Below are 13,852 nucleotides of genomic sequence, written 5' to 3'. Positions count from 1 at the left end.
GATGGCTTTTCCTGGCACGCGATTAATGCAACGACGGTTTGGCGGCTGGCGGCACGTCCGCTTTTTTGGTTTCGGAGAACAGCAGCAGCGGTGCGACGCGCAGGTATTCCATGACTTCCATGTAATCGCTTTCGCCGTCTTCGGACTCTTCCAGGGCGTCTTGCACCTGAGAAATGGCCGCCAGGTCCTGCAATACTTCGGTGGCTTCAGTGCTGAGCGTGCTGCTGTCCCGGCAGTTCAAGCCGAAACCGCTGAGGAAGCCCTGGCACCACTCACCCAGTGCGACGGCACGGTCAACCAGGGGCGCGTCATCGGTCGGCAGCAGCAGAACAACGGTCACGTCGTCGCCGGTCAGCTCGCCCTTGACCATCTCCTGCAAGCCGATCAAGGCGTTGCGGACATTGTCCTGCGGTTCGCTTTCCAGCAGTTCGGCGGCATCGATCAACCACTCTTCGGCATTGAAACCGGCACCGGCGCAACTGCGGCCGAGCAACAGGCCATGCAGTTCGGCAGGCGAGACGTTATGACCGCTGGAGGTCAGCAGTGTGGCGAAGGCTTGGTACGGGGAATTCTGAATGGTCATGGGCAGCTAGGCGCCAGACGGCGCTATGTCTAGAATGAAGGCCTTGTATCCTACATCGACAGACTCGCCAAGACTATTAAAGGCTGTCCGCCAGCTACCCCCATCAAGCACACATTCAGTGGACACAATGGAAGACACCGACCTGCAAGCGCTGATGGCCAGACTCGAACTGCTAATTAGTCGAGTCGAGCAACTAAAGAGCCAAAACGGACTCTTACTAGCTCAGGAAAAGACCTGGCGCGAGGAACGCGCGCACCTCATTGAAAAAAACGAAATCGCCCGGCGTAAGGTTGAATCGATGATTTCGCGCCTCAAGGCCCTGGAGCAAGACTCATGAGTTCAAGCAATAGCGTTACCGTGCAGATCCTCGATAAAGAATATTCGATCATCTGCCCCCAGGAAGAACGCAGCAATCTGGTGAGTGCCGCCCGCTACCTGGACGGCAAGATGCGCGAAATCCGCAGCAGCGGCAAAGTCATCGGCGCCGACCGCATCGCCGTCATGGCCGCGCTGAACATCACGCATGACCTGCTGCACAAGGAAGAACGCCCGGATGTACAGGCCAGCGGCTCGACTCGTGAACAGGTGCGCGACCTGCTGGACCGCGTCGATCTGGTGCTCGCTACCGATCCGGACGTCACCAAGGGCTGAAACACGAAACCGCTTGGGGTATACTCGCATCACTCCCTGGGGTGCTTGCCAGTTGACCACGTCCCTGAGCCGATTCGCACTACCCTGGAGGCTGCACGTTGGGCTGGTGTGCATGTCCGCTAGACGGAAAGCCTTAAAGCCTACTGCATCTTCCACCTTGAACTTTCGGGTTCAAGGGCTAAGTCAGCAGCGGTTCATCCGGGGAGCCTGATTCCAGTCCGATGCCGGTTTAATTACCGGCATCGGCTTTTTTACGGGTACGCTTTACGTATTCGTCCTGTCGAAGCCTTAATCCATGACCGAACCTGCGCTGCTGCCCCGCCCGCAACTTCGACGCATGCTGCGCAAGGCCCGCCGCGCACTGACTCCCAGTCAACAGCGCCAGGCTGCTCGCGGGCTGTACAAGCAATTGGCTCAACAGCCGTTGTTTCGACGCGCCAGACACATCTCCCTGTACCTGCCGACCGACGGTGAAATCGACCCGCGCGTTCTGCTGCGTGCCGCCCAACGTCGGGGTAAGGCGACGTATCTGCCGGTGCTCAGTGCCTGGCCGCGCACCAAAATGGTGTTCCAGCGCATTCGCCCCGGCGAAAAACTCAAACCCAACCGCTTTCGAATTCTCGAACCCCTGCACAACCTCGCCCGACAACGCAAAGTCTGGGCGCTGGATCTGATTCTGTTGCCGCTGGTGGGTTTTGACGATGTCGGCGGGCGCCTGGGCATGGGCGGCGGCTTCTACGATCGAAGCCTCGCGTACCTGGCGCGCCGCAAAACCTGGCGCAAGCCGACGCTGCTGGGGCTGGCCCATGAATGTCAGAAAGTCGAACGATTGGCTCAGGCGAGTTGGGATGTGCCGTTGCAAGGAACGGTGACAGACAAGGCGTGGTATTTCGCAGGCTAGACGCCACTGCGATCAGCGGCGTCCAAAAGACCGGTTTAGCGCTTGAACGCCGATGGCTGCTGTTGCTGCTGCGCGATTTCGATCGGCGCGTCGGTCTTGTTATTCCACAGGCTTTGGGCATAACCGGTGGTTACGACGCCGAGGCCGAACAAGATAACCAAAATCCATAGTAAATCCGGTTTGCGTTTCATCGATTGCCCCCCAAAGGCACATCAACACGATGACAGCAGCGGTTCCGTTTCGGGTGTAGGCCGTGCAGCAGCGTCAAGCTTAGAAGGCCGGCATTTTGCGACAACGTGAACTGACACGCAAACGCTGGCGTCAACCGACTGTCGGTTTGTCATAAAATTGCCCGACAACCTGTCCACACACCTCGCAAGGAGCAAAATCCATGGCCTATTGGCTGATGAAATCCGAGCCCGACGAACTCTCGATCAAAGGTCTGGAGAAGCTGGGCCGAGCGCGCTGGGACGGGGTTCGCAACTATCAGGCGCGTAACTTTTTGCGCGCCATGGCGGTCGGTGATGCGTTTTTCTTCTATCACTCCAGCTGCCCCGAGCCGGGAATTGCCGGAATCGGAAAAATTGTCGAAGCGGCGTATCCGGACCCGACAGCGCTGGAGCCGGAGAGTCATTACTACGATCCCAAGGCCACGCCTGAGAAAAACGCCTGGAGTGCGATTGATGTCGAGCATGTCGAGACGTTTGCCAGGGTGTTGAAGCTGGATTATTTGAAGCAGCAGACGGCGTTGGCCGAGATGCCACTGGTGCAAAAGGGGTCGAGATTGTCGGTGATGCCGGTAACGGCTGAGCAATGGGCGGCGGTGATTGCGCTAAAGCCTTGAGACTTTTTGCGGCTGCAAGAATGCTTTCGCGAGCAGGCTCGCTCCCACAGGGGATCTTCAGTGAATGCAGATCCAGTGTGGGAGCGAGCCCGCTCGCGAAGAGGCCAGCCCGGACAGCGAATGACTTATTGAATGATCAGGTTGTTGAACAACAAATCCTCAACCACCGGCTTGCCGGTCTCGTCGTTCATTACTTGTTGAGTCTGCTTCAAAGCTTCCTGGCGCAGCTTTTCCTTGGCTTCAACATTGCTCATCGTCTCGGTCGTCTGCTGGGCAAACAACGCCACCAGTTGATTGCGGATCAACGGTTCGTTGGCCTTCACCGCTTTGGTGGCATCATCACCGGTCACGCGCAAGGCCACATCAGCCTTGTAGACCTTGAGCTTCGGCGTACCGTCCAGCCCGTAGTTGCCCACGAACGGTGGGCTCAGGGTGATGTAATTGACCTTCGGAGCTTCACCTTCTTTGGCTTCTTCGGCCATCGCTGCCACAGGCAGAGACAGGGCCAGCAACAACATGATCCACGCTTTCACAATTCGCTCCTTATCCGGTTTGCGGCCTAGCATAACGACCCGCAGCTCAAGCACAAGCTTATGGCTGACTATCAGGGTCGGGCATGCTCGTTGACCCATCGAATCACACACCTACACTTATCGGCCATTACTCCCAAAGGAATAGCCCTGATGAAAGCCGTGCTGTGCAAAGCCTTCGGCCCTGCCGAATCGCTGGTGCTGGAAGACGTCGCCAGTCCTGTCGCGAAGAAGAACGAAATCCTGCTGGACGTGCACGCCGCCGGGGTGAATTTCCCGGACACGCTGATCATCGAGGGCAAATACCAGTTCAAGCCGCCCTTCCCGTTTTCGCCGGGCGGTGAAGCGGCCGGCGTGGTCAGCGCGGTGGGCGAAAAGATCAGCCACCTCAAGGTCGGTGATCGCGTCATGGCCCTGACCGGCTGGGGCAGCTTTGCCGAACAGGTCGCCGTGCCGGGCTACAACGTGCTGCCGATTCCACCCTCGATGGACTTCAACACCGCCGCCGCTTTTAGCATGACCTACGGCACGTCGATGCACGCCCTCAAGCAGCGGTCAAACCTGCAACCCGGCGAAACCCTGCTGGTGCTGGGCGCTTCCGGCGGTGTGGGCCTCGCGGCCGTGGAAATCGGCAAAGCCATGGGCGCCCGCGTGATTGCCGCCGCCAGCAGCGCCGAAAAACTTGCCGTGGCCAAGGCGGCCGGCGCCGATGAGCTGATCAACTACAGCGAAACCAGCCTCAAGGACGAGATCAAGCGCCTGACCGATGGCCAGGGCGCCGACGTGATCTACGACCCGGTCGGCGGCGACCTGTTTGACCAGGCCGTGCGCGCCATCGCCTGGAACGGCCGCCTGCTGGTGGTCGGTTTCGCCAGCGGCCGCATTCCGGAATTCCCGGTCAACCTCGCGCTGCTCAAAGGCGCGGCCGTGGTTGGTGTGTTCTGGGGTTCGTTTGCCCAGCGCCAGCCGCAAGACAACGCGGCGAACTTCCAGCAACTGTTTGGCTGGTTTGCCGAGGGCAAGTTGAAGCCGCTGGTGTCGCAGGTGTATCCGCTAAACAACGCGGCGCAAGCGATCAACGATCTCGGCCAGCGCAAGGCGGTCGGGAAAGTCGTGGTTCAGGTTCGCTGAGCCGGAAAATGCGGTCTGGATTGTCCAGACCGCATTTTTATTGGCCGGGACTAAAACAACTTCCGAACCTCCTCCGGCAGCAGACTCACATACCTGCGCACTGGACTTGCCCGGCATTCCCTGACGATTCTAAATGCCTTTCCTGCAAAACGCCGCGACGTCCCATTCCAACGCAGGACATTTCCCAAAGCCTCGTCCTACCCCGGACTGAAATGCGTCGTTAAAGCGTGCCAAAGACGTTTCCCACAACGCCCTTCACTTATACCTGTGCGACATGTTCATAAAGGAACACTCGATTGCCCACATTTCCGCTGTTTTGCTAATGCGAACCGGTGCTATTTTCGGTAACGAAACTGTAACATTCGCATCCGCAGTCAAAACAAGAAATCTGGAGCTCTTGAATGTTTGCTTTCTTTCGCCCTGCCGCACATCAGGCTCCATTGCCTGACGAAAAAATCGATGACACGTACAAACGCCTCCGCTGGCAGATCTTCGCCGGGATATTCATTGGCTATGCGGGTTACTACCTGCTGCGCAAGAACTTCACCCTCGCGTTCCCGGACCTGATTGCCCAAGGCTACACAAAGGGTCAACTGGGCGTGGCCATGTCGGCGATTGCGATCGCCTACGGCCTGTCCAAGTTTCTGATGGGCATCGTGTCCGACCGCTCCAACCCGCGCTACTTCCTGCCCTTTGGCCTGGTGGTCTCCGCCGGGGTCATGTTCGTGTTCGGTTTCGCACCTTGGGCAACGTCCAGCGTGACCATGATGTTCATCCTGTTGTTCATCAACGGCTGGGCCCAAGGCATGGGCTGGCCGCCAAGTGGCCGGACAATGGTGCACTGGTGGTCGCAGAAAGAACGCGGTCAGGTGGTGTCGGTGTGGAACACCGCGCATAACGTGGGCGGCGGTTTGATCGGCCCGTTGGCGATTCTCGGCATGGGCTGGTTCAACGACTGGCACAGCAAGTTCTATGTACCCGCTGCCGTGGCGCTGCTGGTCGCCGTGTTCGCCTTCATTGTGATGCGCGATACACCGCAATCGACCGGCCTGCCGCCAATCGAGAAATACAAAAACGATTACCCGGACGGCTACGACGCCAGCCACGAAGAAGAATTCAGCGCCAAGGACATCTTCGTCAAATACGTGCTGCGCAACAAAATGCTCTGGTTCATCGCCCTGGCCAACGTCTTCGTCTACCTGCTGCGCTACGGCATCCTCGACTGGGCGCCGACCTACCTCAAAGAGGTCAAGCACTTCGACTTCGACAAGACCTCGTGGGCTTACTTCCTGTACGAGTGGGCCGGTATTCCGGGCACGCTGCTGTGCGGCTGGATGTCGGACAAGATCTTCCGCGGCAACCGTGGCCTGACCGGCATGGTGTTCATGGCGTTGGTGTCCGTGGCGACAATCGTGTACTGGCTGAACCCGCCGGGTAACCCGATGATCGACATGATCTCGCTGTTCGCCATCGGCTTCCTGATCTACGGCCCGGTGATGCTGGTCGGCTTGCAAGCGCTGGAACTGGTGCCGAAGAAAGCCGCCGGGACTGCCGCGGGCTTTACCGGTCTGTTCGGTTATCTGGGTGGTTCAGTCGCGGCCAGTGCCCTGATGGGTTACACCGTGGACTATTTTGGCTGGGATGGCGGTTTCATTCTGCTGGTCGTTGCCTGCCTGCTGGCGATGGCGTTCCTGGCGCCCACGCTGGGCCACAAGAACGTCGCCAGTCAGACCCGCGAAGCGATCGCCTGATCGGATTGTGATTTGCAGCGCTTGAGCCGCGCCTCCAGATTCCGGTCTGGCATGGCGTGGCTACGCAGGGCGTGAGCGGTCTGCTCGACATAATCGCGAGTGGTACCGTAGCGCCCGCAAGCGTTTTCAAACACATGGCTCAGCACATGATCCGGCAAGTTGCCGGCATAGCTGGGCAGGTGCCGCTCCAGTACAAATCCCAACGCCTGAACCTGGCTTCCGTCTTCAAGACGGCAGTTGAGCCAGTGTGGGCGATAGGACGGGAATGGCATTTCGCGCTGCCAGAGTGCGTAAAGCGAGGCTTCAAGTTGTTCTTCGGGCAAGCGATACGCGAAGCCGCTGCAAGAACCGCCACGATCCAGACCAAACACCAGGCCAGGCACTTCGGGTGTGCCGCGATGTTCGTGGGACCACAGGTACAAACCGCGATGGTAACCATGCACCCGGCCGCGCACGCGTTCTACTGCGGCGCATTCAGGACGCCAGATCAGCGAACCGTAAGCGAACAACCAGACTGGCCCGCCCTTGTGGCGCGCCATGGTCGACTGCATGGAGCAGAGTAATTGTTCGTGCGTGAGCTGCGGCCCCAGATCGAGCTGCGGAGGGTAAGCCAGATTCAAAAAAGCAGATTCAACGGCATTCATGGCAATGGAGTTTCGGCCCTGCGAGTATTGCAAAATGTAAGCAACTTAATCGTTATAGAACATATAGCAGTAATGGTGAAACGAAAAGTGCTAAAGGACCTAGGTCCAACAAACAACAGAAGGGTTCAGGAACTGTTCATATACCCTAATGTAATCTTGGCAATATTCTAAATACCGGAATGAAATATACATAAGCCTTAGGCCCGATCAGGATCGAACCCGCATACAAGACTTTTCCTACGTCTTCTTCTGATTTTTCGCCTGCTCGCCCCATTGGGAGTCGCGTATAACAGCGACCCTCAGGCGCATGCCAACGGCTATCACAAGAGATTGAATGATGAAAACCCCCTGGATGTTCGGGCTACTGCCAATGCTCTTGGCACCGCTTGCACTGGCTGCCGAGACACCCGCCAAAGACACCGGCTCCTGGTATCTGCAAACCAGTGTCTACACCAAACACTATTCGCCCGACCCTGAGCACAATAATAATCAGGACCTGATTGGCCTTGAACGTGACGATGCGTCAGGCTGGTTGTTTGGCGGCGCCACTTTTCGCAACTCGTTCAGCCAGCGGTCTTATTACGCCTATGCGGGCAAACGTTATGAGAGCGCCAACTATCCGGTGTATATAAAACTTACCGGTGGTCTTCTGGAGGGCTACAGCGGCAAGTATCAGGACAAGATCCCGTTGAATCACTTCGGGGTTGCGCCGGTGATTATCCCCTCACTCGGCGCGCATTACGGACCGCTGGCGGCCGAGCTGGTACTGCTCGGCTTCAATGCCGCCATGGTGACGACTGGCGTGCGCTTCTGACACGCCACAATGGCCTAGGATCTTGGCGCGTAAGCGAAAACATCCGCACGCATCTGATGCGCATCCATTCCCGCTTCGACCAACGCATCCAATGTGCCGTAGACCATGGCCGGTGAGCCGCTGGCGTAGACATGCAGGGCTTTCAGGTCCGGGAAATCCTCACACACCGCCTCATGCAGCATCCCGCACCGCCCCTGCCAACCGCACTGATCACTGACGACCTTGTGCAGGAACAGATTTGGCAGCTTCAGCCATTCATCCCAATGCTCGATCTGGTAAAAGTCTTCAGGGCGACGCACGCCCCAATACAGGTGCACCGGGTGCTTGAAGCCGGTGGCGCGGCAGTGTTCGATCAGGCTGTGGATCTGGCCCATGCCCGTGCCAGCGGCGATCAGCACTAACGGGCCGTCCGGCAATTCCGCCAGATGGGTATCGCCGAAGGGCAGCTCGACTCGCACCATGGGATTTCGTTGCAGCTGCTCGATCAGGCTTAGCGCACTGCTTTCGCGCGCCAATACATGAATTTCCAGATCCCGCCCGCCATGAGGAGCCGACGCGAGGGAGAACGCGGATTTTTCGCCACTCTCACGTTCGATCATCAAATACTGGCCCGCGTGATAACGCGGTGGCTTGCCGGCCGGCGTGCGCAGGCGCACGCGCCAGGTATCGCCGCCGACGTCCCTGCATTCAATGACCTGACACGACACGCTGCGCACCGGCAGTTCTCCCAGCGCGAGCACGCCATCCCACAGCAAAATGCAGTCTTCCAGCGGCTCTGCTATGCAAGTGTAGAACTCGCCGTGGTCGTGCACATTGCCGGCTTGTTCGACCCGCCCTTCCACCAGCAACGCCGCGCACACGTGGCAATTGCCGTTGCGGCAGCTTTGCGGGCATTCATAGCCCAGGCGCCGCGCGCCATCGAGAATCCGCTCGCCGGGCAGAATATCCAGCACTGCTCCGGAGGGCTGCAAGGTTACACGCATCAATCTATTCCTAACTGATTCCAGATGGCATCGATCCGTTGGGTCACGGCGTCGTCCTTGACGATCACCCGGCCCCACTCGCGAGTGGTTTCGCCCGGCCATTTATGCGTGGCATCCAGGCCCATTTTCGAGCCCAGGCCCGAGACCGGCGAGGCGAAGTCGAGGTAGTCGATCGGCGTGTTGTCGATCATCACCGTGTCGCGCTTGGGGTCCATGCGCGTGGTGATGGCCCAGATCACGTCGTTCCAGTCCCGCGCGTTGATATCGTCGTCAGTGACGATAACGAACTTGGTGTACATGAACTGTCGCAAAAACGACCAGACACCGAGCATTACCCGCTTGGCGTGCCCAGGATACGACTTCTTCATGGTCACGATGGCCATGCGATACGAGCAGCCTTCGGGCGGCAGATAGAAATCGGTGATCTCCGGGAACTGCTTCTGCAGGATCGGCACGAACACTTCGTTCAGCGCCACGCCGAGAATCGCTGGCTCATCCGGTGGACGGCCGGTGTAGGTGCTGTGGTAGATCGGCTTGATCCGGTGGGTGATGCGCTCGACGGTGAACACCGGGAAGCTGTCGACTTCGTTGTAATAACCGGTGTGGTCGCCGTACGGGCCTTCATCAGCCATTTCACCCGGATGGATCACGCCTTCGAGGATGATCTCGGCAGTGGCCGGGACTTGCAGGTCGTTGCCGCGGCACTTCACCAGCTCGGTGCGATTGCCGCGCAGCAGACCGGCGAACGCGTATTCGGAGAGGCTGTCCGGCACCGGCGTCACGGCACCGAGGATGGTCGCCGGGTCAGCGCCCAACGCCACGGAGACCGGGAACGGCTGGCCGGGATGCTTTTCGCACCATTCGCGGTAATCCAGCGCGCCGCCACGGTGGCTCAACCAGCGCATGATGACCTTGTTGCGCCCAATCACTTGCTGACGGTAGATACCGAGGTTCTGGCGGTCCTTGTTCGGACCTTTGGTGACGGTCAGGCCCCAGGTAATCAGCGGGCCGACGTCGCCGGGCCAGCAGGTTTGCACGGGGAGCATCGCCAGATCGACGTCGTCGCCTTCGATAACCACTTCCTGGCACACCGCGTCTTTGACGACTTTCGGCGCCATGGCGATGATCTTGCGGAAGATCGGCAACTTCGACCAGGCGTCTTTCAAGCCCTTCGGTGGCTCGGGTTCCTTGAGGAAGGCCAGCAACTTGCCGATTTCGCGCAACTCGCTGACCGCCTCGGCGCCCATGCCCATGGCGACCCGCTCGGGGGTGCCGAACAGGTTGCCGAGCACCGGAATGTCGTAGCCGGTAGGGTTTTCGAACAGCAGCGCCGGGCCTTTGGCCCGCAGTGTGCGATCACAGACTTCGGTCATCTCCAGCACTGGAGAGACGGGGATCTGGATGCGTTTCAACTCTCCGCGCTGCTCAAGCTGCTGCACGAAATCCCGAAGGTCCTTGAATTTCATTGACGATGGCACCCCTAAAATAGGCGTACATCCTACCTGCTCTGCCGTCCGCTGGCAGCTTATCGCTGATTACCTGACCGCATTTTGGTTGCCATTGCCGAGTGTTGACCGGGCTTGCAGGTGCCTGAACAACGGCTCAAGTGCCGGCGCGATGAACCGTGCCCCGACCTCGGACAAGTGATTGTCGTCGGTGTACAGCGAATGACCGTCGAGTTCGGCGCGGCAAAGACCTTCGTCATCGCACAGCAGCGGCGCGGGGTCGACCACGGTTACGCCGGGATTGGCGGCCGCTATTTGCGCGAACAACTGGCTGATGAAGGCCTGACGCTTGAAGTGCTCCGCCACCGGCAATCCAACATCATCGGTTGGCCGATGCAACATCGCCAAGCGGCTGAGGCGGTAAGGCGGGCTGAACTGTTGCAGCGGCGCCTCTTTGACCAGCCAGACGCGATGCCCGTCATTGCGCAGCTGCCGGACAGTCGCCGTTAACCCTTCGGCCAGGCGTTGTTCGGCGATCGCCCGGTCATAACGGCCCTGGGAGTCGCGCAGCACATACCCGAGGTCTCCTTTCACATCGCCATAGAGGTACAGGCTCCAGCGTGCGACCAGCACCACATCGCCCACCGATTGCGGCTTCATGGCCTGCTCGACCCGGCGGTTGAAGCGGGCACACTGCGAATGGTGCTCCAGCCCTGCGACCGGAATGCAGCCCGGGGAACTGGCGAGTATCACGCTGACGCCGTGTTTTTGCGCGCCATCGTCGAAAACCGGAATCAGCGCCGTGGCATGACTGTCGCCCCAGACCAGCGCCTTTGATGCGGTAGGTGTGGGCGTCCCGTAATGACAAAAGAGCTTGTCGTCAGGGGTTTTGTCATTGGCCAGGCAACGCATCAGTTCCGCACGCCACTCTTTCCCTTTGGCGTACTGCAAGGCCTGCTCAGGCAGGCGCGCGGGCAAACCATCGGTCCAGCGCAACGTCTGGCCGGCCAGCCCCAGCACCAGCACACCACAGGCCGCCGCGAGCAGAATCTGCCGACGCTCCGCCAACAATCGCCGCTCGCGCAATGGCGTCTCGACGAATCGCCACGACAGATAACCCAGCACCAGGCTGAGCAGAATCAACCCCGAAATATCAAACGGGCCTGGCTCATCGACGCTGGCATAGCTGGCAAAGACGAACACCGGCCAGTGCCACAAGTACCAGGAATAGGAAATCAGCCCGAGCCCGACCAACAAACGGCTGGCGAGCAAGCCACCGACCAGTGTTTGCCGATGGCCGTTGGCCCAGATCAGCGCCACCACGCCCAGCGTCGGCAGCAATGCGGCGGCGCCGGGGAATGGCGTGCTTTTGTCATAGCAGAACACGGCCAGCAGAATCAAAGCAGAGCCGGCCAGGCTCACCACTTGCGCCCCCGTAGAGGTCAGGCGCCAGCCAGTTCTTGGCGCAACCGCCAGCATGGCGCCGGCCAACAGCTCCCAGGCGCGCATCGGCAACAGGAAAAAGGCTTTCTCGGGATGATGCGCCACGGCCCAGACGCTGAGCCCGAATGACACCAACAACACGCCGAACAACGCCAGTCGCCAATGCTTGAGGCGACTCGACAGCACCGTCAGCAACAGCGGGAAGACAATATAGAACTGCTCTTCAACCGCCAGCGACCACATGTGCAACAACGGTTTGAGATCGGAAGCAGCATCAAAATAGCCGTCCTGACGCATAAACAGGATGTTGGAAACGAACATCACCTGGTAACGCACCGAGCGGCCCAGTTCTTCGTAATCCTTGGGCGCCATCAGAAACCAGCCCACCGCCAGCACCGCGAGAATCATCACGAACAGCGCCGGCAGGATCCGCCGCGCACGACGCGCCCAGAAATCCACAAAGCTGAAGCGCCCGGCCTGGCGCTGATTCCAGATGATCGAGGTGATCAGGTAGCCGGAAATCACGAAGAAGATATCAACACCGACGAAGCCGCCGGTGAAGCCAGGAACACCAAAATGGAACAACACCACCGCAATCACCGCGATTGCGCGTAAGCCGTCGATATCCCTTCGATAAGCAAGAGTGCTCATAAACAAAAAATGCCGTTCAGATTTGAGTTTTGGGTCCGTCGACCCTTTCGATTCTGTACAGACCAATCCCAGCCGCAAACCTCCCTTTTTTCTGCAAAAAAAATGGCGCCCCGAAGGACGCCATTTTCAGCGGCTGAAAAACCGTCTTACTTACGCTTCATCGACAAGAAGAACTCGTCGTTGGTCTTGGTCGTTTTCAGCTTGTCGACCAGGAACTCGATGGCAGCGATTTCGTCCATCGGGTGCAGCAGCTTGCGCAGGATCCACATGCGTTGCAACTCGTCGTCGGCGGTCAGCAACTCTTCGCGGCGGGTGCCGGAACGGTTGATGTTGATGGCCGGGAAGACGCGTTTTTCAGCGATACGGCGATCCAGAGGCAGTTCCATGTTGCCGGTGCCTTTGAATTCTTCGTAGATCACTTCGTCCATCTTCGAGCCGGTTTCAACCAGCGCGGTGGCGATGATGGTCAGCGAACCGCCTTCCTCGATGTTCCGCGCGGCGCCGAAGAAACGTTTCGGTTTCTCCAGGGCGTGGGCATCGACACCACCGGTGAGCACTTTGCCGGAGCTCGGGATCACGGTGTTGTAGGCGCGAGCCAGACGGGTGATGGAGTCGAGCAGGATCACCACGTCTTTCTTGTGTTCGACCAGGCGCTTGGCCTTCTCGATCACCATTTCGGCAACCTGCACGTGGCGGGTTGGCGGTTCATCGAACGTCGAGGCAACCACTTCGCCGCGCACGGTGCGCTGCATTTCGGTCACTTCTTCCGGACGTTCGTCGATCAGCAGCACGATCAGATGAACTTCAGGGTTGTTACGGGCGATGTTCGCTGCAATGTTCTGCAGCATGATGGTTTTACCGGCTTTCGGCGGTGCAACGATCAGACCGCGCTGGCCTTTGCCGATCGGGGCGCACAGGTCGATGACACGACCGGTCAAGTCTTCGGTGGAACCGTTGCCGGCTTCCATCTTCATGCGCACAGTCGGGAACAGCGGGGTCAGGTTCTCGAAGAGAATCTTGTTTTTCGCGTTCTCGGGACGATCGTAGTTGATCGTGTCGACCTTGAGCAGCGCGAAATAACGCTCGCCTTCCTTTGGAGGGCGGATCTTGCCAACGATGGTGTCACCGGTGCGCAAGTTGAAACGGCGGATCTGGCTCGGCGAGACGTAGATATCGTCCGGGCCGGCGAGATAGGAAGCGTCAGCGGAGCGCAGGAAGCCGAAGCCGTCCTGGAGAATCTCCAGCACGCCATCACCGGAGATTTCCTCGCCGCTTTTAGCGTGCTTTTTGAGCAGGGAGAAAATCACGTCCTGCTTGCGCGAACGGGCCATATTTTCTATGCCCATCTGTTCGGCCAATTCGAGCAGTTCGGTAATCGGCTTTTGCTTGAGTTCAGTCAGATTCATATAGGAATGACGTAATCATTTATGGAGGGGGGAAATTAAGCTTTTGGCTTAATGAGGCCGCGCCGCAGAGAAGGC

General features: G+C 58.9%; 15 protein-coding genes and 1 other RNA gene. 8 read left to right on the top strand and 8 right to left on the bottom strand.

Annotated elements, in window-relative coordinates:
* Nucleotides 1–22: 22 nt before the first annotated feature.
* The gene (locus ACWKV5_RS27320) at nucleotides 23–583 is read right to left on the bottom strand and encodes a YecA/YgfB family protein (protein WP_483843784.1); all 561 of its coding nucleotides are present in this window, start codon (nucleotides 581–583) and stop codon (nucleotides 23–25) included.
* A gap of 127 nt (nucleotides 584–710) precedes the next feature.
* Here ACWKV5_RS27320 and ACWKV5_RS27315 point away from each other — a divergent pair, with 127 nt between their 5' ends.
* The 4 genes from ACWKV5_RS27315 to ACWKV5_RS27300 all read left to right on the top strand — a co-directional run bounded on the left by ACWKV5_RS27315 (nucleotide 711) and on the right by ACWKV5_RS27300 (nucleotide 2,135).
* Nucleotides 711–920 (top strand): TIGR02449 family protein, encoded by a 210-nt coding sequence (locus ACWKV5_RS27315; protein WP_007942437.1) that lies wholly within the window; start codon nucleotides 711–713, stop codon nucleotides 918–920.
* Nucleotides 917–1,234 (top strand): cell division protein ZapA, encoded by a 318-nt coding sequence (locus tag ACWKV5_RS27310; RefSeq protein ID WP_007942435.1) that lies wholly within the window; start codon nucleotides 917–919, stop codon nucleotides 1,232–1,234. Before ACWKV5_RS27315 ends, ACWKV5_RS27310 begins: the two co-directional genes overlap by 4 nt.
* A 30-nt stretch (nucleotides 1,235–1,264) precedes the next feature.
* A non-coding RNA gene (gene ssrS, locus ACWKV5_RS27305) (6S RNA) lies at nucleotides 1,265–1,443 on the top strand.
* Nucleotides 1,444–1,529: 86 nt separating this feature from the next.
* Nucleotides 1,530–2,135, top strand: a complete 606-nt coding sequence (locus tag ACWKV5_RS27300; protein WP_483843783.1) for a 5-formyltetrahydrofolate cyclo-ligase — start codon at nucleotides 1,530–1,532, stop codon at nucleotides 2,133–2,135.
* Between the two features lie 35 nt (nucleotides 2,136–2,170).
* On the opposite strand, the gene ACWKV5_RS27295 is transcribed toward ACWKV5_RS27300, so the two are convergent.
* Nucleotides 2,171–2,326: a hypothetical protein gene (locus ACWKV5_RS27295; protein ID WP_172825923.1), complete on the bottom strand. Its 156-nt coding sequence runs from the start codon at nucleotides 2,324–2,326 to the stop codon at nucleotides 2,171–2,173.
* A 200-nt stretch (nucleotides 2,327–2,526) separates the two neighbouring features.
* On the opposite strand from ACWKV5_RS27295, the gene ACWKV5_RS27290 reads away from it, so the two are divergent.
* Nucleotides 2,527–2,979 (top strand): EVE domain-containing protein, encoded by a 453-nt coding sequence (locus ACWKV5_RS27290; protein WP_483843782.1) that lies wholly within the window; start codon nucleotides 2,527–2,529, stop codon nucleotides 2,977–2,979.
* 125 nt (nucleotides 2,980–3,104) lie between these two features.
* On the opposite strand, the gene ACWKV5_RS27285 is transcribed toward ACWKV5_RS27290, so the two are convergent.
* On the bottom strand, nucleotides 3,105–3,512 hold the full coding sequence (locus tag ACWKV5_RS27285) for a flagellar basal body-associated protein FliL (RefSeq protein WP_123434831.1): 408 nt from the start codon (nucleotides 3,510–3,512) through the stop codon (nucleotides 3,105–3,107).
* Between the two features lie 150 nt (nucleotides 3,513–3,662).
* On the opposite strand from ACWKV5_RS27285, the gene ACWKV5_RS27280 reads away from it, so the two are divergent.
* Together ACWKV5_RS27280 and glpT are read left to right on the top strand one after the other, a co-directional pair.
* Nucleotides 3,663–4,640 (top strand): NADPH:quinone oxidoreductase family protein, encoded by a 978-nt coding sequence (locus tag ACWKV5_RS27280; protein WP_483843781.1) that lies wholly within the window; start codon nucleotides 3,663–3,665, stop codon nucleotides 4,638–4,640.
* A gap of 401 nt (nucleotides 4,641–5,041) precedes the next feature.
* Nucleotides 5,042–6,391 (top strand): glycerol-3-phosphate transporter, encoded by a 1,350-nt coding sequence (glpT, locus tag ACWKV5_RS27275; RefSeq protein ID WP_483843780.1) that lies wholly within the window; start codon nucleotides 5,042–5,044, stop codon nucleotides 6,389–6,391.
* On the opposite strand, the gene ACWKV5_RS27270 is transcribed toward glpT, so the two are convergent.
* Nucleotides 6,367–7,035 (bottom strand): gamma-glutamylcyclotransferase, encoded by a 669-nt coding sequence (locus tag ACWKV5_RS27270; protein WP_483843779.1) that lies wholly within the window; start codon nucleotides 7,033–7,035, stop codon nucleotides 6,367–6,369. The genes glpT and ACWKV5_RS27270 overlap by 25 nt on opposite strands.
* 337 nt (nucleotides 7,036–7,372) lie before the next feature.
* On the opposite strand from ACWKV5_RS27270, the gene ACWKV5_RS27265 reads away from it, so the two are divergent.
* On the top strand, nucleotides 7,373–7,849 hold the full coding sequence (locus tag ACWKV5_RS27265; RefSeq protein WP_483843804.1) for a sn-glycerol-3-phosphate transporter: 477 nt from the start codon (nucleotides 7,373–7,375) through the stop codon (nucleotides 7,847–7,849).
* Between the two features lie 14 nt (nucleotides 7,850–7,863).
* On the opposite strand, the gene ACWKV5_RS27260 is transcribed toward ACWKV5_RS27265, so the two are convergent.
* From ACWKV5_RS27260 to rho, 4 genes are all read right to left on the bottom strand, one after another.
* Nucleotides 7,864–8,832: a CDP-6-deoxy-delta-3,4-glucoseen reductase gene (locus ACWKV5_RS27260; protein ID WP_483843778.1), complete on the bottom strand. Its 969-nt coding sequence runs from the start codon at nucleotides 8,830–8,832 to the stop codon at nucleotides 7,864–7,866.
* Nucleotides 8,832–10,298 carry a 4-hydroxy-3-polyprenylbenzoate decarboxylase gene (ubiD, locus tag ACWKV5_RS27255; protein WP_007942423.1) on the bottom strand — a complete coding sequence of 489 codons (1,467 nt, stop codon included), beginning with the start codon at nucleotides 10,296–10,298 and terminating at the stop codon, nucleotides 8,832–8,834. The genes ACWKV5_RS27260 and ubiD overlap by 1 nt, the downstream gene beginning before the upstream one ends.
* 69 nt (nucleotides 10,299–10,367) lie before the next feature.
* The gene (locus tag ACWKV5_RS27250; RefSeq protein ID WP_483843777.1) at nucleotides 10,368–12,371 is read right to left on the bottom strand and encodes an acyltransferase family protein; all 2,004 of its coding nucleotides are present in this window, start codon (nucleotides 12,369–12,371) and stop codon (nucleotides 10,368–10,370) included.
* Nucleotides 12,372–12,517: 146 nt separating this feature from the next.
* Nucleotides 12,518–13,777, bottom strand: a complete 1,260-nt coding sequence (rho, locus tag ACWKV5_RS27245; RefSeq protein ID WP_007942421.1) for a transcription termination factor Rho — start codon at nucleotides 13,775–13,777, stop codon at nucleotides 12,518–12,520.
* Between the last annotated feature and the right edge of the window lie 75 nt (nucleotides 13,778–13,852).

The organism is Pseudomonas oplopanacis (assembly GCF_057128725.1).
The sequence above is the reverse complement of the archived record's forward strand: the minus strand, read 5'-3'. Positions and strand labels throughout refer to the sequence as shown.